The organism is Paenibacillus sp. sgz302190, assembly GCF_059820445.1.
Window position 1 is genome coordinate 20,626 of the sequence record NZ_JBZYAO010000006.1, and the last position, 26,736, is coordinate 47,361.

Consider the following 26,736-nt stretch of genomic DNA (forward strand, 5'->3'; position numbering starts at 1 on the left):
TTTCTTATCACTATCATTAATGGGTTCTTTTCCTGGAACATCTTTTGCGTCTGATTCAAAGCTTGCTTTCCGCGATCTGGATATAACCCATTGGTCCTACCCTACATTTGAATGGGCTGTTTCAAATAACATAACGGTCGGATTCGATGACGGAACCGTTCGTCCAGATGACACGATTACGGAAGAACAGCTTGTCGCGCTGTTAGTGAGGTCTTTTGGGGATATTCCGAACTCTGACAAATCGAATTCATGGTCAGATAAGTATTACTTGTATTTAAAAGAGAAAAATTATCCGTTAACAAATTCACGGAACGCTGCAATAACTCGAAAATCTATGGCGGAAATCATTTCTTCAACTCAAGGGGTAAATTATTCGGATAAGTATGCTATTAAGTATCTTTTAGATCATGGATTAATAAACGGGAAAACGTCCGCAACTATAGAAGGATTTAAGGGAGATGACTATTTGACTCGTGCAGAAGCTCTTCAAACACTTAAAAACTTGCATGAAAAGCTTCAAAATAAGACATTGGCTAACAGACCCCAATCCCCAAGTGATATAAGTATACTGAAAATCCCTCAGTTGATTGTTGAGAAATTGAAAACGATAGGCAATGCAGAGCAAGTAATTGTGGTGACTGCAGATGATTACAATCAAGTTTCCGTTAAAATTGAGACTTTTGAGAAAGAAAATGGAATTTGGCATAAGAAGTTCCCATTAATGAAAGGAGTTATTGGTAAAGACGGATTTACATCTGATATGAGCGAATATGTGAAAAAATCCCCGGAGGGAGTGTTCACATTAAGTCAGGCATTCGGAAAGTACGAAAATCCTGGAACAAAACTAAGTTATAGGAAAACCAACGAAAATGATTTTTGGGTAGATGACCCTGATTCCTCTTTTTATAACACTTGGCAAGAAGGTCCAGCTAATGGAAGATGGAAATCGGCAGAAGCCCTTTTGAGAAAAGATACGCTATATGATTATGCGGTTGAAATTAATTATAACCTTGAGCGTATTCCAGGTAAAGGAAGTGCTATATTTCTTCATGTTTGGGGAGGGGAAGGAAAGAGTACAGCTGGGTGTACGGCCATGCCTGAATCTGACTTGCTGAAAATCATGAGCTGGCTTGACCCCGCCAAGAAACCAGTTATTGTACAGGGTGTAGAGAAAAACCTTCATGAAATGTAGTCTTAAAGGAGACGGTGGGGGAGTTGTTTAAAAATAAATCGTGGATGGTTTTTGTCTTCTTTATAAGTTTCCTAATTTTCATTCAGCAACCCGTCAAGGCGAAGGATATACAACAAGAATTTGAGCGTATTGATTCTACAAACTCTAATCTATCTCAGAATAGCATTTTCAAAATTGTACAAGACCATAATGGTTTTTTATGGTTTGCAACCCAAAATGGATTAAATAGATTTGATGGCTATAACTTCAAAGTCTACAAGTCCGATAAAAATGATCCAACTTCACTTTCCGATAATTGGATCAATACATTGTATATCGATAAATCAGGGGTACTATGGATTGGAACCTTGAATGGAGGGTTGAATCAATATGATGAAAGGAACGATTGTTTTACACGATATGTTAATGATAAAGATAACGTAGATACACTTAGCTCGAATATGATTGTTGAGATCGCTGAAGATAGACAAGGATTTATGTGGATTGGGACCGATAATGGGTTAAACCGTTTGGATCGGAAGACGGGGAAATTTAAAACATATCACTCTGATCCTCATTACTCAAATACCATCAGTTCCGATAGAATCAGTGACTTAATTATGGATCGAAACGGATTTTTATGGGTCGCGACTGAGGATCAAGGGGTAACGAGATTTAACCCAGAAACAGAAGAGGTTATTTATTATGGAAGCGACTCACAAACAAGTCATGAATTAAGTGACAATCATGTAGAGGTTGTTTACCAAGATATACGTGGGAAGTATTGGTTCGGTACAGAAAATGGACTGGACCAATTCGATCCATTAACAGGTACTTTCCAGTCGTATGTGAATGATCCGAATAACCCTGATAGCCTGAGTAATAACCATGTACAGTATATCTATGAAGATACAAAAAGTCGGCTATGGATCGGAACGAATCAGGGTTTAAACCTGTTCATTCCTGACGAACAACGTTTTATTAAATACCTTCACGATCCTGTAAACTTGTACAGTCTACCCGAGGATAACATTCGATCAATCTTTCAAGACAGTTCAGGAATTGTTTGGGTTGGAACAAATACATCAGGTATAGGTAAATTTAATGGGGAGAGGGAAAAATTTGCTCATTATTATCATGTAGCTTCCAATCCAAATACACTTGACAATAACAATGTATGGAGTTTTTGGATAGATGGAGAAAATCAGTTGTGGGTAGGTACCTCAGAGGGGTTGAATGTATACGATTCAACCAGGCGGAAAGTTAAACATTATCAGCATAATCCAAGGGAAGAAGATAGCATTAGTTCAGGTAATGTTTGGACTATTATGGGGGATTCAAAAGGCGAAATTTATGTGGGGACACAAACAGGTTTAGATCGTTTTGATCGAAAAACGAACAAGTTCATTCATCTTCAAAATGATCTTAATAATGAAATACATCTCAATAACGTTCGGGTTCTTTATGAAGATAAGCAGGGAATATTATGGATTGGTACTAAGAATGAGGGCTTATTTTCTTTGGACTCAAACCGTACAATCTTAACCGAATTCTCTACTGAATCTTTACATGGTTCTACGTGGATTACTTCTTTATTAGAAGATAAAACCGGAGCATTGTGGATCGGGACTAATTCGGGTTTATATTGTTTTGATTTAATAGCTGGTTCTACCGTTGGTTACACACATGACTCTAATAATCGAAATAGTATTAGCCATGACCGTATTCGTTCAATTTATGAAGATGCTAAAGGAACTATATGGGTTGGAACTTCAGGGGGAGGTTTAAATCGATTCGATAAAAATTTAAAAACGTTCACATCTTTTACCGAAGATGACGGACTTCCGAATGATACTACGTATGGGATACTTGCTGATGGAGGGGGAAGTTTGTGGTTAAGTACGGATTTTGGTATATCCAAGTTTGATCCAGACAGGAAAACATTTAAAAACTTTGATGTAAGAGATGGATCGCAAAGTAATGAATTCAACGGAAATTCTTATTATAAAAGCAACAGGGGAGAAATATTTTTTGGAGGTGTGAGTGGTTTTATTAGCTTCTATGCTTCGGAAGTTATGGAAAGTTCTTTCCTTCCTCCTATAAATTTCACCAATATTGAGGTGAAAGATAAAAATATCAAATGTTGTGCAGATTCACTTCATTTGTCTTATAAGGAAAACGCATTTTCTGTTGAGTTTGCTTCACTTGACTATACGTATCCGAAAAAGAATCAGTACGCATATAAATTAGACGGCTTAGATAAAGATTGGGTATATGCTGGGACCAGAAGGTTTATAAGTTATACCAATTTAGATGCAGGTAATTACATTCTTCGAATTAAAGGTACCAATATTGATGGGATATGGTCTGATAAGCAATTAACCATGAAGATTGTCGTTGACCCTCCTTTTTGGAAGACACGATGGGCATATGTATTATATGCCATAATAACAGTATGCTTATTGGGGTTGTATAATCGAATTCGAACAAAGGAACATGAGAAGGAATTGAGGGCACAACAAATTATTAACCAAGAACTCGTGAGGATGGATCGGTTAAAGGATGATATACTTGCAATCACAACTCATGAACTGAAGACTCCTTTAAATGGGATCATTGGTATAACAGATTCCATACTTGAAGGAATTGGTGGTCCTATTAACGATGTGGTGCAAAAAAATTTAAACAATGTGATAACTAATGCTAGAAGGTTAAACACCCTTGTAAATAATATACTTGACTTTTCGAAAATAAAGCATAGACATATACAGATAAATCAAAAGTCATTTGATATTTCCATTTTATTTGATGAAATTCTTATAGCTCTTCGTCCGCTTCTATTTCCTAAAGATATTATTTTAGAAAACAAAATTACAAACGATATCTATGTATATGCTGACGAGGATCGGGTTCAACAAATTTTGTACAATCTTATCGGTAATGCAGTAAAGTTTACTCAAGAGGGGAAAATAGAAATTTCTGCTCAAACACTTGGCGAGTTTATTGAAGTTTCAATTGCTGATACAGGAATAGGGATACCACAAGATAAAATTACAATTATTTTTGAACCATTTGAACAGGTAGATAGCTCAGAATCAAGAGAACAAGGGGGTACTGGACTCGGCCTAGCGATTACAAAACATCTTGTTGAACTGCATGGTGGTTCAATTCATGTGGAATCAGAGGTAGGGCAAGGATCAAAATTTTCATTCACTTTGCCCAAAGGGATTTCTCCCAACCACAGTGAGATCATTTTCGATCGGAGAGTACATAGTCAATTGGAGGTATATGCTGCGAAAGATGAAATAGCTATCTCCTACGAGAGTAGATCCAGCACCAACAATACCAACGTTTTAGTAGTTGACGATGATCCTGTTAATTTGCAAGTAGTATTTAACCACTTTGCTTTACAGGATTGGAATACTGTTTTTGCTCGGGATGGATTAAAAGCTTTGGAGATTATCGAGAGTGATTCAATTAATTTGGTCCTGCTAGATATAATGATGCCGAGGATATCCGGATATGAGGTTTGCAAAAAGATTCGTGAAACGTACAACAAGGATGAACTGCCAGTTATATTTTTGACAGCTAAAAGTAACCCTGATGACTTTATAGTTGGATTTGATTCAGGCGGGAATGATTATTTAACAAAGCCCTTTTCAAAAAACGAGCTAGTTGCCAGGGTAAGCGCCCATCTCCAGTTACAAATAATGACTTTAGAAAAACAAAGAAGTAATTTCACAAAAATAGAAAGAGAGTTGTTAATGCTGGCTTATCTTTATCCACGACGCGAATTACTCGAAAGATATAATGAGCAAAGGGAGCATAAAATAGTTGAAAAAACATTAGAAGGACACATCAGTAAAATATTGAAGAAACTTGGAGTTGAAGGAGAAGGTATTGAAAAAGGGGCACAACTTGCCAAGATGAAAAAATTCATCTGATGCTCCAAGAATTTATAAAGACTATCAAGAAAAAAGTGTAACCTTTGAAATGGAACTCTTGCAAAAAAAAGTGCCGCGGCGGCACTTTTTTCCTTGGTAATCTTTCCGAACCGGCGATGGTAACCCTTGATTAATATTGATGGTGTAGATTAGTTTGCGAAGTTCCGGTGTATAGGTGAAAAAAGTGGATGCACGTCCAAATGGGCTTCAGATCGGTGGTAACTCATACCGGGTCTGTCTGCTCCTTCTGCTGGTGAGCATACCAAGCGTCAATGTGTTGGCACATCATAATGCCGTAGATGCGGATGTACCACATTTTCGTGGAACGGTGACGGCCTGCTTCCAGCTTGTTGTCCAAGGCAAATAAAGTTCTAGACTGGAGCGCCCTTAACTGCGGCCGTACCGGCGCTCCTATTGTGTCCCGATTGGCCCGACTTTGACAATCGATGCGCGAGCCGGCCGTAGCGCAGCGCCGAATTCCCCGTAAGGGTCCACATCTGGTTGCTCTTTTACTTCTCCACACATGACCAGTTGCTTCGTCCTCCAGTGGATTGGAGATTCAACCGACACTGCCCATCAATCAGCTAGTGTTGGCTACCGATCGAAGCGTGCAGTTCCAGAAGAACTGGCGCTTGGGCGCGAGAAACTTTGCTTCAACTCTGAGGAGGAAATAAAAATCAAATTATTTTTGGGCGACTTCAATATAAAAGAAGGTTATTCTCTTTTCATTCTCTGATAATTCGCCGTTATAAGCTGTTTGCGAGTAAATTGAAATCCGGTATACTCCACTAGCTTTAGAAAGTGGAATAGAATTGTTGAATGAATCATTATTAATGCTGGCTTTTTTTGTGTCAATTTTGACAAAACCATCGGGTTCTTTCTTCTCAATAACGACATTCAACTCGGATCCCACTGCTTTATCAACTTTTCCCGATAAGCTAAAGGTATTAGTATTTATTTTTTCATACCCGGACTTAGGGCTATCAAAGACCACTGAACTAAATGTATGGGGGGATAGTTCAGACGGTTTTTTTACTTCTAGGGGCATATTTTCCTCAGGCAGTTTATTTATTGTTTTAGAATCATAGGTAGTTTCTTGCTCTGGACAAGGATACAAAATATCCAAATGTGCTTTTACATTACTTAAAAGCATTAGAGATTCTGCTCTTGTCAATCTGTCATTACCAAGAAAACCATCTACTGTATTGTTAACTTTTCCTTGAACTACATTGCTATCCAGTAAAAATTTTATTGAGTCTATTTGATTATAATTTCTCCCTGACGCATTTGTAATGAGTTTGGCTGCTTGTGCGCGTGTCATATTTACATCAGGAGATAAGGCTCCGCTAGTGGGGAAAGGAACAACAATACTGCTTCCCCATCCGTATGCGAAGGCATAATCCATATATGGTTTGGACCAATTAATTTCTGCCCCGGTTTCTTTTTGAAAATCAGCTGGCTGATAAGCGCGTATCAACATACTGATAAATTCCTTTTGCCCAACAGTACGGTCAGGCTTGAATGTTCCATCTGGATAACCGTCAACAATTCCTTCTTTAACCGCTGTCCAGATCGCGCTAGCAGCCCAATGATCAGCTGAAACATCATTGAAAATTAGTTCTTCTGCCTTGACGTTATTATGACTCAGAAATAACATACTTGTTGCTATGGCTAACATAAGTTTACGCAATTTCATATTTTTCCTCCTTAAACTGGATTTAAATCTTAGACGAAATTTAAGTTAATATGTTGCAAAAACATATTAGGACCCCCGAAGGGATCCTACGTTTTTAACCGACAAACTTAGGCTAAGTATAGCGATTTGATTATTTTGATTATCATGGCAAGTTAAAGCGGATTGAAACTTCATCACTGAATGGAGTACCATATTTAGTAACTGTGCTTTGTTCATCGGATGTCCCCGATTTGCGTTCCCAATATGTTTTAGAAGAGTCCCAATTAACAACGTTGGAATCATTTGTACCCAAGAGAACATTATAATGCTTTCCGTACAAACTGTATGATCCATCCGTAAGATCACCTTTATTCTTGAAAAAAGTCAGAGAGTGCTCGTTGTTTACCCTCGTACTAGTATTATTCATATCAAAACCATGACCGGGTGCATAATAAGAAATAGCACTCAGTTGTGCTCCAGTAATTTTATTGAAAGCACTAGTGAACAAGGTATCATTTTTCTCCCAAGAAACTAACAGGACTTCTGCATGTGTTGAACTATCGATAGTATTTTGACCTTCCCCCCACGCATCTCCATCAATATCTGGGTAAATATTCATGGCTAGTTTCCATATTTTACCATCCCTTGTGATTAATCCAGCGTCACCGCCTCCACCACTAGAATGGTAGAATCCAAAGAACTCCATAGCCCTTGTGGTAGCCGTATTGGCTAAATAAACTTTAGGGAACTGTACGTGCATATAAGCCTTATGGTAACCAGGTGTTGAAGTGTAAATGTAATGTGCTCCTGTATCCATAGCATAACTAGCTTTTGTGCTAATGTTTTGCTCTGTAGTTTGCAACTCATTCTTTTGGGCTGTATCAGCCGCGAAAGCCCTTTCAATGTTCTTTTTTGTTCCGAATCCAGGTTCTTTAATCCCGTTGATTTCGTGTGACCCATCAGGTAACTCTTTACCGGTTTGAAGATTTTCTAATTTTGGATTAATTATACCTTCAATAAAATTGGCAGATTGCTCGTTGTTAAAATTATTATCCTGGATAATACCCATTGCAAAATTGAGGTTATCTTCGAGTTTGGCAATCTTTTGGTCTGAAATTCCTTTTTGTTTTAGAAAATTTTTTGAAGTTATGCGTTTTTTCTCAACATCTAGCTTAAGAAACTCTTCATGGCTGGGACTTGAATCGGAATTTGTACTTGAAGCTGAAGCGATACTAGCAGTTGTCAAGGAAATTGCAAGAGCTACTAAAGCGATTTTTTTCAAAATAAATTCCTCCTAATATATTATATAGCCTCTCGGCATTCGCCGAGGCAGATGGGACAAGAGATTCCTTGAACCATCAAACTTGCTTCCCTCCTACTTTTGCAGGGGGATTTTTTATTTGAACCACACTTGAATTGGCAAAAATATTTCAGAATATGGCTGTTTCTTCGTCAAAAACACTTGACTTTTTCAAACTCGCTCCAAAGTCCCGTGAGAAAGCATTTTTCCCTTAATACGCGTGATCGGGGAGTTCGTCCCATATTCGGACTACCAACGCTTTGTCTTGGATCGCCTTCGCCTGCACTACACGAATGGTGTGGCTGTGCTCGTGCGTCGAGATTGGCCTGTCATCTGGAAGTGCCTCATTTCCGACCTCTCTCATACGTCCACGTTCCTGCGCGATTCGTACTCGGACAAAGGTCCTGCTCCCCGCGCTCCCTCATCGATGCTGCGCTCTTACCTGCTCTTTCTGCTCGTCAGGCCTGAGATCGGCATCACCAAATGGGTGGATAAGCTTTACCGGGTTCCACTTTACTTCATCCTCAGCGGCTTTGAGCCTGGGGATATTCCAGGCGTCGGGACATTCTACGATTTTTTGTCTCGTTTCTGGGCCGCTGAAGAGAACAACATCAAACCCAAAAAGAAACCGAAGCGGCGTAAGCCGAAGAAAGGCAAGAAGGGAGAAAAGGCTCCCACCACCTCCGCCGGTAAAGTCAAGTGGCTCGTCGAACGAATTCTCCGAAGCGGCATGCCTTTCCGGGCCCAACCCTTCGACCGGCTGCTGGAGTTCTTTCATTCTCAGATCGTAACCGTATCGGAAAAACTCGGTTTACTGGGGGACGCAAAGGCATTGACGATAGCTGGCGATGGCACGCCCGTCGTGACCTTCGCTTTCCCCCCGCAGCAAACCTTCCTGTGAATGTCATGCCCGAGGTATAGCGAAATGCCAATCACCCTCGCCTGTACTCCCAACCCGACTGCGACTCAGGGTGGGACAGCGCCCGGGAACGATATTTCAACGGATACCATTTGTACATGCTGACTGCTGCAAACAGCCCGCATGATCAGCCACTGTATCCCAGACTCCAACCCGCCTCGCGCCACGATGCAGTGAGCTTTGTGTAAGTACCGTGGAATTTTCGCAACGTTTCACCTTGGGCATGGTGGACAAGGTTCTGCTTGATGCCGCCCACGATGCCGGTGCCATCCATGACTTGCTCGCGCATCAGCACATCGAGCCGTTTATTGATCTCAATGTGCGCGGCGCCAAGCCTCTGGAGACGGGGGGCGACATTCGCATCTCGCCTAAAGGAATCCCCATCTGCCCGGCTGGTCTGGAAATGAAACGCAACGGCTACGACCAGTCGCAGAAGCGTTTCAAATGGCTCTGTCCCATGATGACGACTTGTACGGAGTGCTCTTGTGGTACGCCTTGTTCCACAGCTAAATATGGGCGTTCCTTCCACACACAGAGCAAGGACAATCCCCGTTTGTTTCCGCAGACACCGCGCGATTCGGAAGCTTGAAAACTGACGTATAAACGCCGTACTACAGTGGAACTTTCCAATAAGCGGGAAAAGATCGACTACAAGCTGGAAGCAGGCCGTCACCGTTCCACGAAAATGTGGTACATACAAATTCCTAAAATATCCTCAAATGGTTGTATTTAGTTTTTTATAAGATGCCCTTACAAGATTTACGGTTGGCCAACCCTGATATAAATATTAGGGGATTTTGTAAAAAAATGAAATAATACATGTGTATTATTCTTGGATAGGGATTTGGTGAACGAATCAAAATATACAAAAAAATCAAAATGAATCCAAAAGTCTCTGAATAGGGAAGTGTGCAGCGACACAAATGTGGTCTCTTTCAATTTGTTAAAAATAAAAGAATTTCCTCTAAAACGGACTATATTTGTGTCGCTGGACAGGAAGATCAGTAGCATAATGTGGTCCGTAAACTTTTTGGTTAAAGTTTAATCCCAATTTTCTAACAGTATCCGCGGATAACAAATTTCATAGAACGATTAAATGAAATACATGTTGATCGGCATTAATGGAGTGGCACAAATTGTACTTATCTTGCTGAAAAAACATATAGACTGATGCTTGGTAGTCTCGGCTATCGCCAAAATTGATCTTGCACAATTAAATCACGATTCCTCGCGTTTATGAATGTAAGCTAGAAAGCAGAAAAATTAATAGGCTGTTCTTTGAGCTTACACCTAGTTTTGTATGAATGTTATGTATGTGCTTCCTTACAGTGTTTCTCGAGATATTAATTCCATCAGCTATGTTCTTATAATCCTTACCCTCTACCCATAATATGAGAATTTCTTTCTCTCTGACTGTAAGTCCAAAAGGTATTATGATCGTATAAATCTTTTCTCGAAGTTTCTCTGAAACACCTCCCCCCATCTCTTTCCCCCCTTTCTCATACATCTTTACAAACAAAATCTATTGCAACATATATAACCATCCAAGTGATCATTTCCGGGGCGAAAGCTTCAGACATCTTCAAAAACTTTTCACCCGTTATCCATTTTCGTGAAATGTAAGCATGAAAGCTCCAAGTAATCGGATCACAGAATCATGATTCGGAAAAATTCGAAATACCCACTCTCTTCCCACTTGCGATTACAATCCTCTTGAGTAAATTCGAACTTCTTCTCGCACATCGACATATAACGCATCACATGCTTGATCCGATAGTGGGCGCTCTCTGAATGTGGTGATTTTATAGAAAGTAGCGCCCATCCACACTAGAAGTCTAGGTTATTTTTGTAATAATTTATATTTCCTGTTGTACCATGAAGTTTTTCTTCATAGTCAATCACTTTATAATCCATCGAGATAAGAATAAAGGATTGAAGAAGAAAGGATAATGCAAACACACCAACTAACTCTTTAGCTGTAACATGGAAAATATCCATAACAATCTCCTTATTTTTCATAATGTGGCCTCAGTATACATGATAAAATCCACTATCTGAAACCCTTAAAATAAAACAAGGGGAGGATTTATAAGGGGAATAAATGAGTTTCAAGGATTTTTATTTAATGAGCACAATAACCCCTTAAACGTCAAACCCACGCTAGGCCGATAGGGTGGGTTTGACGTTTACCATTCTAATGAAGGAAGTGAACGTATTCTTAGGTGTCCTTACTGCTATTGTGGCGAAATAAAGTACAAGATAGACAAATGGTTGATTGTAGGGGGAAGTTAGGTTAAAACTTTGATATAACCGATTGGAGAGGGGATATATGATGATGGAAGGTACTAAATTTGGCATAAGGTTGAAACCGATACCAGGCGAAGCTTTCTCTAGTTTCTTTTATCGTAGTACTAGAGCAAACGGAATTGAGGCGAGAGATGTCATTCATACTTTTAAAATAAAAGCCCCGATCAACATTCATACAATTGATGTACTACCACATCTACACTTTAGTTTAAGTAAGTTGAGTCAACTTTTACTTATATCTGATGAACAGATTCAATCAATGACATTCACAACAGTACTGAAGAATATTAATGAAAATGCTCATTCAATCAATACATTCAATTCAAACAATATGAAAATGCTATATTGTAATGGTATTAGAAAATATTGTCCTACGTGTCTGAAGGAGACCTCAAAACCATTTTACAAATTAATTTGGCAAGTTAAAGAAGTTACAATATGTATAGAACATGGTGTAAAGTTAATTAGCAAATGCTCCGTTTGCAATAAGGAACAGCCCTATATTCCATTGGATATTTCACGCTGTTTTTATTGTAGAATGCTACTATCAGCTGATCAAACCCAAATTAGTATAGATAAAGTACTGTTGCAAGAACAATTTCGGATTCATGAAGATTGGGCTTTTCTACTAAATCCAAATAGTAATTTAGTGAAATCAAATTTTCTTCAAGATCATGAGAGGGTTCTTGCATTGAAATACTTGTATTTATTGGAACAATGTAAAAATGACGAATTGAATGGGGTACTAAAACATAGACAGTTTAAGCAAGGCCTTATACGTTTTATATTGAACACTGAAGTTAGTAGTGAGTCAATGCTAAGACGTCCTACTATTACTCAATTATTGCCTGTTCTTCGTCAGAAAGGGATTGCCTTATCTGATTTTGCTGAATGGGATATTCCAGAAGAATATTATTCCTCGATATCATCGAAATCCATGACAAGGCCCCTCGGACCATGTTTAGCATTTTGGTGCAAATCTTACAAACATAATAACCAGATGTTAAAAGTTACACATAGAACATATGATATGTAAAAAGGAGTTTTTTCTGACACATACTTGTGTCGGGAATGTCTAATGAAATATGGTTATCGTAAGGAGAATGGAGATTGGGAAGAGATATATGGAGATATAGTTACAGTTACTTGTTTGCTTTCCCATGTTAAATTTGGAAAATCTCGTGCTGAAATGTGTGAGAGAACTAATGTATCCGAAAGATTTGAAATCAATAAGTATTTAGGTTACATGCTATATCACGGTTTGATACCAGAAAATGTTCGACACTTTTACGTTCCTCAAAGGACTTTGCCTGTTACATTAGAAAGGTTTATGGAAGAATTCAAGGTCATTTATGGGGAAACAAGGAAATTTATTAAAGCAGTGATACAATTGAAAAAGTGTTTTAAGTTAGAACTAATTGAAGTATATTATTTTTTTTCTCATCATGATTTTGTTATTCCATTCATTTTTAAAGAAACGCTCTATAAACGCGGCGATCAAGGATCCCATGAAAAATGGCTGCTACGAGTTGAAGAAGTGGCAAATCAGTTACTTTACTCGGAGGTAGATATTACGGTAAGAGAAATTGCTTCTATTCTCAACCTTCACGAATCTTACTTACACTACCTCGATTTGCATAAGCTTATTCAAGATTTTCATAATAAACAAAAGGATATACGTCTAGCCCATGAAGCTGCAGTTATTTTTAATCGTTGTAATGATGTTCTTATGCAATTCAAAGAAAGAGATCAACCTTTAAGTATGAACGTATTCTATGAAGCTAGCGGAATAAAGGATGGGCGTCTTAGAGGTTGTTTTCCTGAAATAACATCTTGGCTTCGAGATATAGTTCAAAAGGATAGAGATTGCCGAAAGCATCAAAACATTAAGAACATCAGAAATCTCGTAAGGTATAAATTAAGTAACAATGAACCAGTGTATGTATCGCACATTATTAACGAGCTTGGTTTGAAGAGAGGGGATTTTCACACAAAAGACTCCATCTATAAAAAAGCGATTCATGATGAGATTAGACAATGGTTGAACTAGATGAAATTATAAAATGATAATTGCTCAAGTACACAGTTTAATGAAATGTTCTAAAACCATTAGTAGGAATCATTCGGGAGTTTGACTTCAATTTGGATTCATTTAAATAAAGGAGATTATGAATTGAGTAGAAAAATAATTCGGAATGCTATACGATGTAAACATTGCCTAAATGTAATTGAATCAAAAAGTTTATATGAATATATTAACTGCAAATGTGGGAAAGTTGGAGTGGACGGTGGCCATGAATATTTGAGTCGTAACGGTTCTTTAGAGGATTATGAGGAACTGACAGAGTGGAGTATTGAAATTGTTTGTAAAGGAATATAACTGGTTGGAAATAATACAAACCTTGGAAGTATTGGACGAGGGTAAAAACATATTGATCGAGTTACTTGAGAGAATTACTAATGCATTTGGGTTTGAAACCGGAGACTCTGTCAAAAATTTCGAAATCAAAGACACAAAGAACGGTTGGATAAAGATCGATCCGTGGATGCCGCGGGATCGTCCAGAGAATCATTGCCCTGTATGCCAAAGGCGTCAGCACTCGCGAAATTCAAAACCATCTGCAAGGACTCTACTTTATCGAGGTCTTGCAGTGCTTATCTCTAATGCGACAAATTGGATGGAGCCATTGTGAGCTAAGCAGTCTATATGGTCATTGGCATTGGTCTGGGCAAGATGAATTTATTGGGCAACTGGATTGGCAAAAACGAGTCCACCAAGTTATGGGAATGAGATGAGAATCGGTATTTACCAGTCAACTCCATACATACATTCTTGCAGCCATTCTCACAAAGACTGTGAAAGCTCATTCAGCCCTTTGGTAAAGGTTAAAAAGAGGTGTCGTTCGTAAGTGGTGACGCCTTTGTTGTTAGTTAAAGCGATAAAGGCAACTTCAAAAGTTTTGTGAACATCAATTCCACAACAGACGGGTAGACAAGTTTTAAAACCATAGGGTAACTCCTCTCCAATATATAAAGAGATAATCGGCAGGGACTAATTGCCTAGCAATAAACGAGTTGTTTATACTAAGATAAGTCTGTGTGCTCGAAGCGACACTTATTTGTGCTTGGAAAGGCAATCAACACATTTATTTATGCGGTACCTCAAAATGAGGCGGCCCTCTCACCTCCGCGTGATTTGTAGTGTACCACTATCCCTGTAATTTAAGAATACAAAAAAAGTTGCTCAAAGCTAACGGATTTCATCCCGCCTTGTGCCTTGAGCGAAGTGAAACCAAGCGAAAGGAATGGGTATATTTATGAAGAACGGACTTTCAAGCCTCGGTTCTCATATTAAGACGTATTTTACTCATGCCGAAATTTATGGAATAAAAGTACCCATTGATGAGATCGTCCTTGATATTAGAAAAATTAACCTAGATGAAGCGCTCATAATCCTCTCTCAATTAACAGTATTAAGTCAAAATTCAATTGATACGTTTAAGGAACGATTAAAACCATTTGCCAAGGATAAAGAGCATCTGGATAGCTATGAGCCATTTGATGTAAGCAATCTAATGTACGCAATGAAATGGTATATTGCGTATGGAACGAGAGATCCATTATACAAATTTGAAGAATACGCCAACTTTTTTAATGTATTTAAGACAGTGCTGAAAATTTCGGATTATATGGTTGATTACATTGATACATATACCGACGTTGAGGAAATTATCCTTAAGTCTTCATTGTTCACGCGAAATACTCAAATTGATCGGTCATTGTTGCGCCAGCACATCATGTTTGAAGAATTAGCTAGGTCACCCGAAATTTTCAAAGAAAATGAGTTTATCGACATACATGAAGCATTTGAAAGCAAATACGGATACTCCGTAGGGGAATATGTGGCAGTCACTTTCGCTTTAAACGAGCCTTGCATTAAAGGCAGAGAAATAGGGGAGTTGATCAACGAGTCGCCGTGGGGGATAAACAGTGATATTTTTTTTGATAACTTATTAATCAAAGACAGAGCACTGAAGATTTTTAATGACCTTTCTATAGACCCATTTCAATTAAAAGATTGGGCAAGAAAATCTTTGAGAAATCCTTATGATTTTGAACCATTATTGATCAATCCCATTTTTAAAAAGGACAACGTTGCTTATCCTTGTTCTCCAGGGAATATGAATTCAGTGTTATTTGACGGTCTCTTTTTTATGATAAAAAATTGTTTCGAGCAAACAAATAACAAATTTTTCCCATTTTTCGGACGGTTATTTGAATTCTATATTTCCAACATTTTAAAAGCATCAGTACAAGATGCCAGAATCCAGGAGTACAAATTTATAGATGAATTTACATACGGGAAGGGTTCAGGTAAACGTTCATCAGATGCGTACATCGTACTTGGTAAATCTTTATTAATCATCGAATGTAAAAGTGGAAGGATTAGAAGAGAAACAAAAGTAGACTCTAACGAAAAGATCGCTGAAGAAGATTTTCAGAAATATGTAATTGATCCCATAGAGCAGGCAAATAGGGCATATTCAGAAATTACTAAGCTTGATCCGGAAAAGTTTGGAAAGATCGATAAAGTATTTATCTTATCGGTATCTAACCAATCATTTCCTAGACTGCCTAAATATAATACCTTCATAAATGACCAGAATTGGCTGAAGAGTTTGCATTCCTCAGTTAAACTAGTCGATTATGTAGGGCTAAATGAGCTTGAATTATTAGCTTATATCATTAATAGAAAGGATGTTTCTATTTTTCAATTCATTAAGAATAAGAATGAGCAGTACGAATTCGTTCCATACCTCAATTACTACAATAAAAAATTTGGTGAGAAATTAAAAAGGGTAGATTATCTTAATGAAAAATTAGATCATGTATTTGTTAAAATTTGCGAAATACTTGGATTTGAATATAAGAAAAGATAATTTAGGAATCCAAGATTGTATTTCTCGCCCCTAATACAATAAGACAATCGCTCTTAATGAGTTCTGGTCTTATTTAGTTCCGGGGAATTCATCCCACTATAATCCATCTAAAAGTCTTCCGTTTCGATGCTTTTGAACCTCGCTCGCCGCTGTCGGAGAAATTCGTGATCTGCCAAGGGAACAAACAAACCTGCAATATTTGTCACCGCGTAACTTTTGAAAAACATTCTATTGGCCGCGGCGCGGATTCGACTGCTCTATAATAAAACCTATCAGAGTGGCCTAGTCTGGCATTTTGGCTCTTTGTTGTTATACTATCAAACATTACAATTAGGCCACGCTGATTTTCATGGAAAGCAAGCAACTTCAGGAACACACATGGGAAAAGTCTGCCCATATGCGGTCTTGGATAGATGATTTTGATATAACATCAAGATTCATAAGTTAAAGTGGTTAGATGCTGAAAGGCAGCAAGCTAGATAAGTGGATCGTCGTACCGAAGGTAGTATTTATAGAACTTAACAAGAAATGATTCATTGAGGCGACCATAAGATGATTAAAAAGGATTCTAATATGATAATTAAATCATATACTTATCTCAGTTATTATCGATATTGTAACGGTTTGTCTCATTTATAATCAATGATTATCTCAAATAGACGCTGAAAAAAGCACCCAATTGGGTGCTTTTTAGTCTCAATTATAACCGTTACCCATACAATTGCGACATCTTTGTGTTCTATTGTGTCGCTCTGAACGATTCATGAACCTTCTCCAGCCCGATATAATAAATACCAAAACGAGCAGATTCTGACCAGTTTGATGACGATCTGCTCGATTATATTTTGAACCGTCAGTTAGTAGCCGATATAATGATTCATATACTTTTTATACTACGAACTAAACTTTCTTGTCTAATCATGAAATTAGTTTACTGATATAATGAATGAAAGCGCCTACAAGGCAAGGTATTGGAGGTGGTCAGAACAGGTTATCTAACAGATGTAAAACGGAAGTTATCAAAATATCAGTTTGTGAGGAGATGAAAGTAATGCTTTCGGGTGTTAAAAAATCAATTCATGTATTATTGGCATGTGCAATTACGCTGCCGCTCATGTTAACCGTGCCGGCGCCTACCAAAGTCTCGGCGGCAAGTGATGTACAAGTTAATTTATCGGCGGAAAAACAAGTGATTCGCGGTTTTGGAGGAATCAATCATCCGGCTTGGATTGGAGATTTGACAGCAGCTCAAAGAGAAACAGCTTTTGGCAATGGAGCTAATCAGTTAGGCTTTTCCGTTTTAAGAATTTATGTCGACGATAATCGAAACAATTGGTACCGGGAATTGCCAACTGCCAAACGTGCAATTGAACAGGGAGCCATCGTTTTTGCTTCGCCATGGAATCCTCCCAGTGACATGGTCGAAACCTTCAATCGTAATGGGGATACAAATGCAAAGCGGCTAAAATACGACAAGTACGCTGCGTATGCTCAGCATCTTAATGATTTCGTTACATATATGAAGAATAATGGTGTGGATCTGTATGCTATTTCTGTCCAAAATGAGCCTGATTATGCACATGATTGGACGTGGTGGACTCCACAAGAAATGCTTCGCTTTATGAAAGAAAATGCCGGATCCATTAATTGCAAGGTAATCGCACCGGAGTCATTTTCTTACCTGAAAAATATGTCAGACCCTATTTTGAACGATCCGCAGGCTCTTGCTAATATGGATATTCTTGGCGCTCACGCTTATGGTACCAAGTTCAGTGATTTCGCTTATCCTCTTTTCAAACAAAAAGGAGCGGGAAAAGATCTCTGGATGACGGAAGTATATTATCCAAATAGTGATGCTAACTCGGCGGATCGCTGGCCCGAGGCGTTGGATGTTTCCTATCATATGCACAATGCGATGGTAGAGGGAGATTTTCAGGCATACGTATGGTGGTACATCCGCAGGCAATACGGGCCTATGAAAGAGGACGGTACGATAAGCAAGCGTGGTTATAATATGGCTCATTTCTCGAAGTTTGTTCGTCCCGGATATGTAAGGGTTGATGCAACGAAGAATCCAAATACAGACATTTACACATCTGCATACAAAGGTAAAAACAAGGTGGTTATTGTTGCAATTAACAGAGGCACTTCAGCAGTAAGCCAAAACTTTGTCCTGCAAAATGGGACAACCTCGAAGATATCTTCATGGGTAACGGACAGCAGCAGAAATATGGCAGCCGGATCGGCGATCAATGTGTCGGGCGGTTCCTTTACAGCCCAGCTTCCTGCCCAAAGTGTTACAACTTTTGTAGGTGAATTGGGTGGCAACACCGTCAGCGGTACCGCTTATGAAGCGGAAACGGGTACAACGCCGTAGTAGAAACCATCAATTCGGCCTAATAGCCACGTAATAGCATGAATATCGAAATTTTTTTAAGAGGCCTCGGCGGATTCTATCTTAACGATGAATCCCTGGGCCTCTATTTTTTACCCAATTTATACGGTCGGTCCCCAAAGGATTTCCATTTCTCGTTGGTATTGGCTTCTTTTTGGAATCAATTATATATGATAGAATAATTTTCAATCTGAACAGGATTTCAGAAGGAGGCAAGCTCATGTTCAAGGTGTTGTTAGTGGACGATGAAGTATTTGTTCGTAAAGGGCTGCAAAAGTTGATCCGATGGGAACAATACAAGTTTACCCTCGTTGGCGAGGCGAAAAACGGCGGGGAAGCTCTGGACATGATCAACCGCCTGGAGCCTGATCTGGTCATTACCGACATTATGATGCCGGTGTTGGACGGGCTGGATCTAATCCGCAGCGTAAAGGAAGCAGGGCGAATTGACCCTGAATTCATTATTATCAGCGGCTACAATGATTTTAATTATGCCCAGCAGGCGATCCGTTATGGGGTTCAGGATTATATCCTAAAGCCCATTGATGTGAAGGAACTGGGGGCCTCACTTCAGAAACTGGCAGCAGCGATCGACAGAAAAAGATTGGCGGCGCTTACAGAAGAGAAATATTCGGTCGCTGCTATACTAGAGGCTTTGGTGCAGGAGAATGTTCAAGAGGAAGATGCGGCGCGGTACGCTAAGGTGTTGGGACTGGAGGGAGTATCCGGATTCCTGTATGTACTGGCGGAGATCTCGGTTGCCCCGGGACAACCGCAGATTGGTCTGAAAGCGTTCCGGGAAATGATGTGTTCTTGTGGCAAAGCCGGGGGCAGTATCCACGTACTTGAGCAGCTGCCCGGCCTATTCGGAATACTATTTAGCACAGAGCTTCTGAATCGTTGGGGCAGTGTGGTTACGCAGGCTCTGAAGACGATCCGTACTGAGATTTCCACTCTTCTACACAATAATGTGACCATCTATGCAGGCGACACCGTACATAGCATCGCTCACGTGCGGCAGTCTTTTCTCGGCGCTAATGAAGCACTCAAGCACAAGTATGCCGAGAGTGACAACTATGTTGTTATTTACGGGCAAGTGAAGGACAAGCCTCTTCACATTATCGAGATGGACCCAAGCATGTACAATCAGTTCATGGTGGAGTTAGAAGAAAACAATAAAGAAGCCTTTGAAGAAATGGTAGACAGCATGTTTCAGATTTTTCATGACCAGCGATTTTCCCCATCGGCTGTTGTCGGCTCGCTTTCCCGTTTCATTACCAGAGTTATGAGGATAATAAAGCAAATGGATGGTAATGATGAAGGGCAGCGGCGGTTGCTGGAAACGGTGGAAAGGGAGTACCACACATGGAGTTTACGGCGGCTGAAGGAGTACTTTATGCTAATGATTACAGAAGCGGCCGAGCATATCGACCAATTGCGCAAAGAGAAGTCCAAAGGGGATATCGCGAGGATTAAGAAATATATCGACACCCATTATAGAGAAAGTATTAACCTGAAAAGCATTGCCGCTCAATTCTATCTGAATTCCGTCTATCTAGGGCAGCTCTTTCGCAAGCACTACGGCGTCTATTTCAATGATTACCTCCTTGAACTGCGAGTGGAGGAAGCCAAAAAATTGCTTCGTCAAACAGACCTGCGGATGTATGAGATTGCGGCAATGGTGGGCATCCAGAATGCAAATTATTTCGTAACCCAGTTTGAAAAGTTGGAAAAATTATCACCAATGGAGTATCGAAACAAACTGGTAAAAAAAGAATAGACAGGTGGTGTTTACGTGAGAAAAATTCATTTGAATAATATGAAGCTGCGTGACAAATTGCTGCTCATGTATGTGCTGTCTGTATTCATTCCCATTGTGATGACAAATGTCGTATTCTATAATGCGACCACTACGAATATCCGCAACCAGAAAATCCGCGATGCCAATTTGGCCTTGGAAAATATCAAAGGATCGCTGAAAGCAGTCGTTGACCAAGCAGCGGGTTTATCCTATTCATTTTATGCCGACCGTACCTTTAACGAAAATCTTGCCCACCGCTATCCACGCGCGATTGACTATGTGGAAGCTTATAATTCTTATCTTAAGGGGACATTTTCCAATTCCGACAAAAATCTTCAAAGTGCCATGCAGTATAAAGTATACACGGATAATCCCACCATCCTGTCCGGCTATATAGAGCCGTTGACCGACGAGATGAAGAGCTCCGATTGGTATACCCAGTTTAAGTCTTTTTCCGCGCCTTTCCCTACCCTCATATGCTCGGACCGGTCTTTCAGCTTAATTCAGAGGCTGGACAACTACTACACGAACGGCTTCAATCAAATTCTCAAGATCGATCTGAACATGAAGACCATCAGCCAATATTTTCACAACAACGGATTTGACGGCATGGTGTATCTCGTCGACCCCCAGGGGCGGGTACGGTTCAGTAATGATTCAGATGTCGATTGGGCCCAGCAGACGGTTCTGTACCAAGATATTCCTCTGCCGTCAAAGTCCGAGAGCTTCGAGGCCTCGTATACGGGGATCAATTATTTGGAAGGTTGGGCGCTGCACGGTGTAATGAACAAAGAGATCGTCTTAAATGAAGTCCGGAAGTCGCGTTCTTTCGTCATTTTGCTCGCGTGCATTAATTTCGTCGTTCCCTCCATGATCATTGCCGCCATGTCCCGGTCTTTGCATGTCCGTCTTGTGCGGATTCTAAAGCATATGAAGAAGGTAAAAAACCAAAACTTCCAGACCATCCCGCACGAGGAGGGGAGGGACGAAATCGGCCAGCTAACGAACGAATTCAACCGGATGACAGAACGAATCGACAGTTTAATTACCGACGTTTACCTTGCGGATATCCAGAAGAAGGATCTGGAACTAAAGCAGCAGCAGGCCCAACTCCATGCCTTGCACAGTCAGATTAATCCCCACTTCCTGTTTAACGCCCTGGAATCCATACGTATGAGAAGTGTGATCAAAGGTGAAGACGAGACGGCGGATATTATCCATAACATGGCCAAAATGTTCCGCAAATCGATATCCTGGAGTCGGGATTGGATCACCGTAGGCGAGGAGCTGGAGGTAATTAAAAGCTTCCTTGAAATTCAGAAATACCGATTCGATGACGAGTTGGAATACGACGTTCAGATAGATGAACATGCAGTCGATTGTATGGTTCCGAATATGATTTTCCTGCCCTTCGTGGAGAATGCCAGTATTCATGGGGTCGAATCCGTTCCGGAGAAGGGGATCATTCATATCCGTATCGGCGTTCAGTCCAACGAATTAAAATTTACACTGGAGGATAACGGAATCGGCATGTCCCCGTCCAAGCTGGAAGAAATCCACCGATATCTGGCTAAGGACGATGTCATGGGAGAACGGGTCGGAATCAAAAACACATTCTACCGACTTAGGCTCATCTATCAAGAGCGATTTGCTTTCAACATCCACAGCAAGGAAGGGAAAGGTACGCGCATTGAGATTGTACTGCCTCTGCTCACGGAGAAACTATAGGGATGCGGCATTTCCATATACTTTTCATACTATGAACTAAACTTTCTTGTCTAATTATCAATTGGGTTTGCTGATATAATGAAAGCGTCTACAAGGCATCATCCAATTCGAAAGGGGCAATAAGTCAAATGGTTGTAAAAAAAGTGTTGACTTCGGGGCTGGCGGCTATGCTGATAACGTCTGCAGTGGCAGGGTGCAGCGGTAGCAAGGATAGCGCCTCATCCGCTCCGACAGGGGGAGCATCAGCAACAGCGGAATCCGAGAATAAAACCTCTGTTACATACTCGTATTATCTCTTTTCGCAGGGCAAAAAGGATGTACTGGCAAGTGAAACAACGATCGGCAAGGAATTGCAAAAGCAAACCGGTGTGGATTTCAAGCTGCAATACCTTGTCGGTGACAGCGCTACCAAAGCGGGGGTCATGATCGCAAGCGGAGATTATCCAGATGTCATCAGTTCCAGCGGCGAGATGGCCAAGTTGATGGATGCGGGAGCTTACATTCCGCTGGATGATCTGATTGAGAAGTACGGACCGAATATCAAGCGCGTGTACGGTCCTTATTTCAATAAAATGAAGGCAAAGGATGGCAAAGTTTATACGCTTCCCTTCACGGCTGACCAAGGATATATGGCAGGGCCGGATATCGGCGGAGGCGCTTTCTGGATTCAGCGTTCTGTACTGAAAGAATTCGGTTATCCGAAAATCACGACCCTTGACGAATACTTTGATCTGATCAAAAAGTACAAGGAAAAATATCCGAAAGTGGATGGCAAGGATACTGTTGGCTTTACTGTGTCGGCAGGTGTAAACAACAATTTCTTCACCCTGCAAAACCCGGCCATGCACTTGGCAGGTTACCCTAACGACGGCGGCGTCATCGTGGATATGAAAACGAATGAAGCAAAGATCGTAGCGGGAACCGAATATCAGAAGCGATGGATCAAGAAGCTGAATGAAATGAGTGCCGTTGGTCTGTTCGATCCGGAGTCTTTCACCATGAACAAGGACCAATATTTGGCGAAGCTGACCTCCGGTCGGGTGCTCGGTTACTTTAACTATGCCTGGCAGGTAGGGGACGCGAACAAAAACCTGAAGGCGGCAGGCATTGACGAGAAGCGCTATGCGCCGCTTCCGATCGTATTCGATAAGGGAATTAAAGATCAATACATCGATCCGCCCGGATTTGTCGGCAACTATGCCATCGGTATTACGGTGAAGGCCAAAGATCCGGTTCGCATTATCAAGTACTTCGATAATATGCTAAAAGAAGAAAATCAGATTCTGCTTTCATGGGGAATTAAGGATCAAACGTACAGTGTGGATGAAAAGGGCCGCTTTTACTACAAGGATGACCAGAGCAAATACCATGAAGATCCGGAGCTGAGCCGCACCTTCGGGTTCACCTATTTCGCCAGCGACTGGCCCAAATACGGCAGCAACTCCGTTCTGAAGGACGGCAACGCTTTTTCGCCGGGCAACCAGCCGGAAGTAGCAACTAAATTGTACACCGATGGAGACAAGAAGATTCTTGAAGCGTACGGTGCAAAGACCTTCAGCGATTATTTCAATAAGCCTGATGAGCGCAAATGGTTCCCTGCCTGGTCCATCAGCATTCCTCAAGGCTCGCCGGAACAAATCTTCACAACCAAATCCGATGATCTTCAAAAGAAATATATGTCGAGGCTGATTCTGGAATCTCCCGATAAATTCGAATCGACATGGAACGAATATATCAACGAGCTGAACAAGCTGGACAAGAAGGTCTATGAGGATACCATCACCAAGGCCGTGAAGGATCGGATAGCCGGCAAGTGGTAAGATCGAATTTTTCTGGATTGCGGAAAGGAGTTTTGCCAGGTGGAGAAACCGATAGAACCTGCGATTTCGTCAGCAGGCGCTGCTTTGGGTAAACAATTAAATCAGTCTTCGTTTTTTAAACGCCTGATTTATCAGCGGTCCCTTGTATTTATGTCCATCCCTTTTGTGATTTGGGCTTTTGTTTTTAAATACGTCCCCCTGTGGGGCTGGACAATGGCCTTCCAAAAATACCGGCCGGCAAAGGGGTTGTTTGCTCAGGAATGGATCGGTTGGAACAATTTTAACTTTCTCTTCCAGGACAATACCTTCTACCGGGTACTAAGGAACACCTTGGTCATGAGCTCCATTAAGCTGGTGTTAGGGTTCGTGACCGCCATTACGCTTGCCATTCTTTTGAATGAATTGAAACATATTTTGTTCAAGCGGGTCGTTCAAACCGTAAGCTATCTGCCCCATTTTATCTCCTGGGTGGTAGCGTCAAGCATTGTATTGACGGTTTTATCGACAGAGGGGATTGTCAATCAGATTTTGACCCAATTTAATCTCATTGACCATCCGGTGCTGTGGCTGGCTAAAGGGGAATATTTCTGGGGCATTCTCGGAGTCTCCGAGGTGTGGAAGGACGTGGGCTGGAATACCATCGTCTACTTGGCGGCCATTACCACCATCGACCCGGCCCAATATGAGGCAGCCGAAATCGATGGCGCAAGCCGGTTCCAGCGGATTCGGCACATTACGCTTCCGGGTCTGAAGCCGGTTATCATTATTTTGTTGATTATGAGTCTGGGGAATATTCTTGAATCGGGATTTGAGCCGCAGTATCTGCTAGGCAACGGAATGAATGCGGACTATTCCGAAAACCTTGATATATTCGTGCTGAAGTACGGTATGGCGATGAGCAATTTTTCGCTGGGAACGGCTGCAGGCATGTTCAAGACCGTCGTCAGCTTCATCTTCCTCTTTTCCGCCAACTTTATCGCCAAGAAAATGGGCGAAAGCAGATTGTTCTAAAGGAGGCTCGCCATCATGCGAAATATGAAATCGTCCCGTTTACGTAATTCCAACTTAAGCGATAAAATATTTGATACCTGCAACATTGTCTTCATGATCTGTCTGATGATCGTCACCTTGTATCCTTTCGTCAATATGCTTGCCGTTTCTTTCAATGACGCAAACGATGCCATCAAGGGCGGCGTCTACGTGTGGCCAAGACTGTGGACGCTGGAGAACTACACATATATATTCGGAGAATCCTCTATCTACCATTCCACGTTCATTTCCGTGCTGCGGACCGTCATCGGAACAGCGGTTTCCGTGTTGAGTACGGCTATGCTGGCTTATACCATCAGCCGTCAGGATTACGTGCTGCGCAAGTTCGTAACCATGTTCTTCGTATTTACGATGTATTTTAGCGGTGGCCTGATTCCCGGCTATTTGCTCATCAAAAATCTTGGTCTGATCGATTCGTTTTGGGTGTATATTGTTCCCGGCGTTATCGGCGTGTTCAATATGATTGTGATTCGCTCCTTCATAGAGGGGCTGCCCGAAGGGATTTTGGAATCAGCCCGTATCGACGGTGCGGGCGAATTTACTACCTTTATGCGGGTCGTACTACCGCTGACCATTCCGGCGCTGGCTACCGTATCTCTGTTTGTGGCGGTGGGACAGTGGAACTCCTGGTTCGATGTGTTCCTTTACAATTCATCCAATTTGAAGCTGAGCACGCTGCAGTATGAGCTTATGAAGATTTTGCAAACTTCCAATACTGCAACTTCTCAATCGTCCGGCGACGTCTATGCGCAAAGCGGAAACGTGACCACGGTTACTCCGACCTCCATCCGGGCTACAATGACCATCATCGCCAGCGTTCCGATTCTGCTCGTCTATCCTTTCCTGCAGAAGCACTTCGTACAAGGGATGACCGTGGGCGGAGTGAAGGGTTGATCGGTTCGGCTCGAAGGAGACCGGCGTGATTAAAGCGGTTGTAGAACTGTAAACGAAGCTTTCCACGGTAATTCATAGCAGAATGAAGATGGAGCGGATCGGCAGGGATTGCAGAGGCGCTGCTGCAAAGCCGCCTACTCCAACTATGAAAACAAAATGGGAGCTTCTTCAAAAACTTGAACAGCGGACTTTCCAAGAAATCATGTTCAACAATGCTCCTGAAAGCGACTTTGATTTATTTGTGAACAAGTGGTTTGCTTACGGGGGAGATAAGATTTCTCAAGAAGTTAACGATTGGTATCGCAGTCAAAGAGCAAAATAAGTGGAATAAAAAGGGCCGCTCACGCAGCGGTCTCCTTATTTTGTGTTTTGGAATAATTAATATGAATAGGGATTATTTGTTAAATATGAGTTAAGCGAGGTGGCTGGCGCTGACACACGCTTTTTCGGACAATCTCAAAGCACGCAAGTGATTCATATCCATCACCAAGCGAGACTGCTTGCAAACAATAGGTTCGATGGCGGAGGGAAATGCGCGGTGGATGGTGTTGCCGGGGATGAGGAATAAATCACCCTGTTCTTTTTCGCAGATGGCATCATCGATAAAAAGACCTTTATAAACCATTTCGAATGGAAAGATCGGATCCAGAAAAAATGGTTTGCGAATCGGTTGCACCCAGATGACCTCCAGTAAGTTATGTTTGGTTCAAATATATCAAAATCGGATATAAATTTGCAATTAACTGATATTTTAAATTCTTATTAATATCGTAAAATAAAATCATGACGAGA

At 41.0% G+C, this 26,736-nt stretch carries 20 protein-coding genes and 1 pseudogene; 16 read left to right on the plus strand and 5 right to left on the minus strand.

What is annotated here, in order from left to right:
• Positions 1-19 precede the first annotated feature (19 nt).
• Together AC6RNO_RS09360 and AC6RNO_RS09365 are read left to right on the plus strand one after the other, a co-directional pair.
• On the plus strand, positions 20-1,192 hold the full coding sequence (locus AC6RNO_RS09360) for an S-layer homology domain-containing protein (RefSeq protein ID WP_488434291.1): 1,173 nt from the start codon (positions 20-22) through the stop codon (positions 1,190-1,192).
• A 23-nt stretch (positions 1,193-1,215) separates the two neighbouring features.
• On the plus strand, positions 1,216-5,115 hold the full coding sequence (locus tag AC6RNO_RS09365) for a two-component regulator propeller domain-containing protein (protein ID WP_488434292.1): 3,900 nt from the start codon (positions 1,216-1,218) through the stop codon (positions 5,113-5,115).
• A gap of 682 nt (positions 5,116-5,797) precedes the next feature.
• Here the strand turns inward: AC6RNO_RS09365 and AC6RNO_RS09370 are convergent.
• Together AC6RNO_RS09370 and AC6RNO_RS09375 are read right to left on the minus strand one after the other, a co-directional pair.
• The gene (locus AC6RNO_RS09370) at positions 5,798-6,811 is read right to left on the minus strand and encodes an S-layer homology domain-containing protein (protein WP_497105270.1); all 1,014 of its coding nucleotides are present in this window, start codon (positions 6,809-6,811) and stop codon (positions 5,798-5,800) included.
• Between the two features lie 142 nt (positions 6,812-6,953).
• A complete protein-coding gene (locus tag AC6RNO_RS09375) occupies positions 6,954-8,072 on the minus strand; it encodes a hypothetical protein (protein WP_497105271.1) in 1,119 nt (372 codons plus the stop codon).
• Positions 8,073-8,400: 328 nt separating this feature from the next.
• On the opposite strand from AC6RNO_RS09375, the gene AC6RNO_RS09380 reads away from it, so the two are divergent.
• Both AC6RNO_RS09380 and AC6RNO_RS09385 read left to right on the plus strand, forming a co-directional pair.
• Positions 8,401-8,991: a hypothetical protein gene (locus AC6RNO_RS09380; protein ID WP_497105272.1), complete on the plus strand. Its 591-nt coding sequence runs from the start codon at positions 8,401-8,403 to the stop codon at positions 8,989-8,991.
• A gap of 211 nt (positions 8,992-9,202) precedes the next feature.
• Positions 9,203-9,598: a hypothetical protein gene (locus tag AC6RNO_RS09385; RefSeq protein ID WP_497105273.1), complete on the plus strand. Its 396-nt coding sequence runs from the start codon at positions 9,203-9,205 to the stop codon at positions 9,596-9,598.
• 645 nt (positions 9,599-10,243) lie between these two features.
• On the opposite strand, the gene AC6RNO_RS09390 is transcribed toward AC6RNO_RS09385, so the two are convergent.
• Both AC6RNO_RS09390 and AC6RNO_RS09395 read right to left on the minus strand, forming a co-directional pair.
• Complete coding sequence (locus AC6RNO_RS09390; RefSeq protein WP_497105389.1) at positions 10,244-10,516, minus strand: LuxR C-terminal-related transcriptional regulator; 273 nt, start codon at positions 10,514-10,516, stop codon at positions 10,244-10,246.
• 320 nt (positions 10,517-10,836) lie between these two features.
• Complete coding sequence (locus tag AC6RNO_RS09395) at positions 10,837-11,028, minus strand: hypothetical protein (RefSeq protein ID WP_497105274.1); 192 nt, start codon at positions 11,026-11,028, stop codon at positions 10,837-10,839.
• A 310-nt stretch (positions 11,029-11,338) separates the two neighbouring features.
• On the opposite strand from AC6RNO_RS09395, the gene AC6RNO_RS09400 reads away from it, so the two are divergent.
• The 12 genes and pseudogenes from AC6RNO_RS09400 to AC6RNO_RS09455 all read left to right on the plus strand — a co-directional run bounded on the left by AC6RNO_RS09400 (position 11,339) and on the right by AC6RNO_RS09455 (position 26,266).
• Positions 11,339-12,352, plus strand: coding sequence for a TniQ family protein (locus tag AC6RNO_RS09400; protein ID WP_497105275.1), 1,014 nt, complete (start codon positions 11,339-11,341; stop codon positions 12,350-12,352).
• A gap of 42 nt (positions 12,353-12,394) precedes the next feature.
• Positions 12,395-13,366 carry a hypothetical protein gene (locus tag AC6RNO_RS09405; RefSeq protein WP_497105276.1) on the plus strand — a complete coding sequence of 324 codons (972 nt, stop codon included), beginning with the start codon at positions 12,395-12,397 and terminating at the stop codon, positions 13,364-13,366.
• Positions 13,367-13,489: 123 nt separating this feature from the next.
• Positions 13,490-13,696: a DUF7695 domain-containing protein gene (locus AC6RNO_RS09410; protein WP_497105277.1), complete on the plus strand. Its 207-nt coding sequence runs from the start codon at positions 13,490-13,492 to the stop codon at positions 13,694-13,696.
• A gap of 173 nt (positions 13,697-13,869) precedes the next feature.
• Positions 13,870-14,101, plus strand: a pseudogene (locus AC6RNO_RS09415) (transposase); the annotation flags it as partial.
• 532 nt (positions 14,102-14,633) lie between these two features.
• Positions 14,634-16,256, plus strand: coding sequence for a hypothetical protein (locus tag AC6RNO_RS09420; RefSeq protein WP_497105278.1), 1,623 nt, complete (start codon positions 14,634-14,636; stop codon positions 16,254-16,256).
• A 1,051-nt stretch (positions 16,257-17,307) separates the two neighbouring features.
• Positions 17,308-18,633: a glucuronoarabinoxylan endo-1,4-beta-xylanase XynC gene (gene xynC, locus AC6RNO_RS09425; RefSeq protein ID WP_497105279.1), complete on the plus strand. Its 1,326-nt coding sequence runs from the start codon at positions 17,308-17,310 to the stop codon at positions 18,631-18,633.
• A 238-nt stretch (positions 18,634-18,871) separates the two neighbouring features.
• The gene (locus AC6RNO_RS09430) at positions 18,872-20,431 is read left to right on the plus strand and encodes a response regulator (protein WP_497105280.1); all 1,560 of its coding nucleotides are present in this window, start codon (positions 18,872-18,874) and stop codon (positions 20,429-20,431) included.
• Positions 20,432-20,446: 15 nt separating this feature from the next.
• Complete coding sequence (locus AC6RNO_RS09435; RefSeq protein ID WP_497105281.1) at positions 20,447-22,180, plus strand: histidine kinase; 1,734 nt, start codon at positions 20,447-20,449, stop codon at positions 22,178-22,180.
• Positions 22,181-22,308: 128 nt separating this feature from the next.
• Positions 22,309-24,000 carry an ABC transporter substrate-binding protein gene (locus AC6RNO_RS09440; RefSeq protein ID WP_488434124.1) on the plus strand — a complete coding sequence of 564 codons (1,692 nt, stop codon included), beginning with the start codon at positions 22,309-22,311 and terminating at the stop codon, positions 23,998-24,000.
• 51 nt (positions 24,001-24,051) lie between these two features.
• The gene (locus AC6RNO_RS09445) at positions 24,052-25,011 is read left to right on the plus strand and encodes an ABC transporter permease (RefSeq protein ID WP_474682269.1); all 960 of its coding nucleotides are present in this window, start codon (positions 24,052-24,054) and stop codon (positions 25,009-25,011) included.
• A 15-nt stretch (positions 25,012-25,026) separates the two neighbouring features.
• Positions 25,027-25,944, plus strand: a complete 918-nt coding sequence (locus tag AC6RNO_RS09450) for a carbohydrate ABC transporter permease (protein ID WP_474682052.1) — start codon at positions 25,027-25,029, stop codon at positions 25,942-25,944.
• Between the two features lie 88 nt (positions 25,945-26,032).
• Complete coding sequence (locus AC6RNO_RS09455) at positions 26,033-26,266, plus strand: hypothetical protein (RefSeq protein WP_497105282.1); 234 nt, start codon at positions 26,033-26,035, stop codon at positions 26,264-26,266.
• 90 nt (positions 26,267-26,356) lie between these two features.
• Here AC6RNO_RS09455 and AC6RNO_RS09460 read toward each other — a convergent pair whose 3' ends face one another.
• Positions 26,357-26,620, minus strand: coding sequence for a hypothetical protein (locus AC6RNO_RS09460; RefSeq protein ID WP_488434126.1), 264 nt, complete (start codon positions 26,618-26,620; stop codon positions 26,357-26,359).
• Between the last annotated feature and the right edge of the window lie 116 nt (positions 26,621-26,736).

Coding starts and splice junctions, on each gene's coding strand:
- AC6RNO_RS09360 (WP_488434291.1), top strand. CDS start 20: ATGGGTTCTTTTCCTGGAACATCTTTTGCGTCTGATTCAAAGCTTGCT.
- AC6RNO_RS09370 (WP_497105270.1), bottom strand. CDS start 6,811: ATGAAATTGCGTAAACTTATGTTAGCCATAGCAACAAGTATGTTATTT.
- AC6RNO_RS09390 (WP_497105389.1), bottom strand. CDS start 10,516: ATGTATGAGAAAGGGGGGAAAGAGATGGGGGGAGGTGTTTCAGAGAAA.
- AC6RNO_RS09395 (WP_497105274.1), bottom strand. CDS start 11,028: ATGAAAAATAAGGAGATTGTTATGGATATTTTCCATGTTACAGCTAAA.
- AC6RNO_RS09400 (WP_497105275.1), top strand. CDS start 11,339: ATGATGATGGAAGGTACTAAATTTGGCATAAGGTTGAAACCGATACCA.
- AC6RNO_RS09405 (WP_497105276.1), top strand. CDS start 12,395: ATGAAATATGGTTATCGTAAGGAGAATGGAGATTGGGAAGAGATATAT.
- AC6RNO_RS09420 (WP_497105278.1), top strand. CDS start 14,634: ATGAAGAACGGACTTTCAAGCCTCGGTTCTCATATTAAGACGTATTTT.
- xynC (WP_497105279.1), top strand. CDS start 17,308: ATGCTTTCGGGTGTTAAAAAATCAATTCATGTATTATTGGCATGTGCA.
- AC6RNO_RS09430 (WP_497105280.1), top strand. CDS start 18,872: ATGTTCAAGGTGTTGTTAGTGGACGATGAAGTATTTGTTCGTAAAGGG.
- AC6RNO_RS09440 (WP_488434124.1), top strand. CDS start 22,309: ATGGTTGTAAAAAAAGTGTTGACTTCGGGGCTGGCGGCTATGCTGATA.
- AC6RNO_RS09450 (WP_474682052.1), top strand. CDS start 25,027: ATGCGAAATATGAAATCGTCCCGTTTACGTAATTCCAACTTAAGCGAT.
- AC6RNO_RS09455 (WP_497105282.1), top strand. CDS start 26,033: ATGGAGCGGATCGGCAGGGATTGCAGAGGCGCTGCTGCAAAGCCGCCT.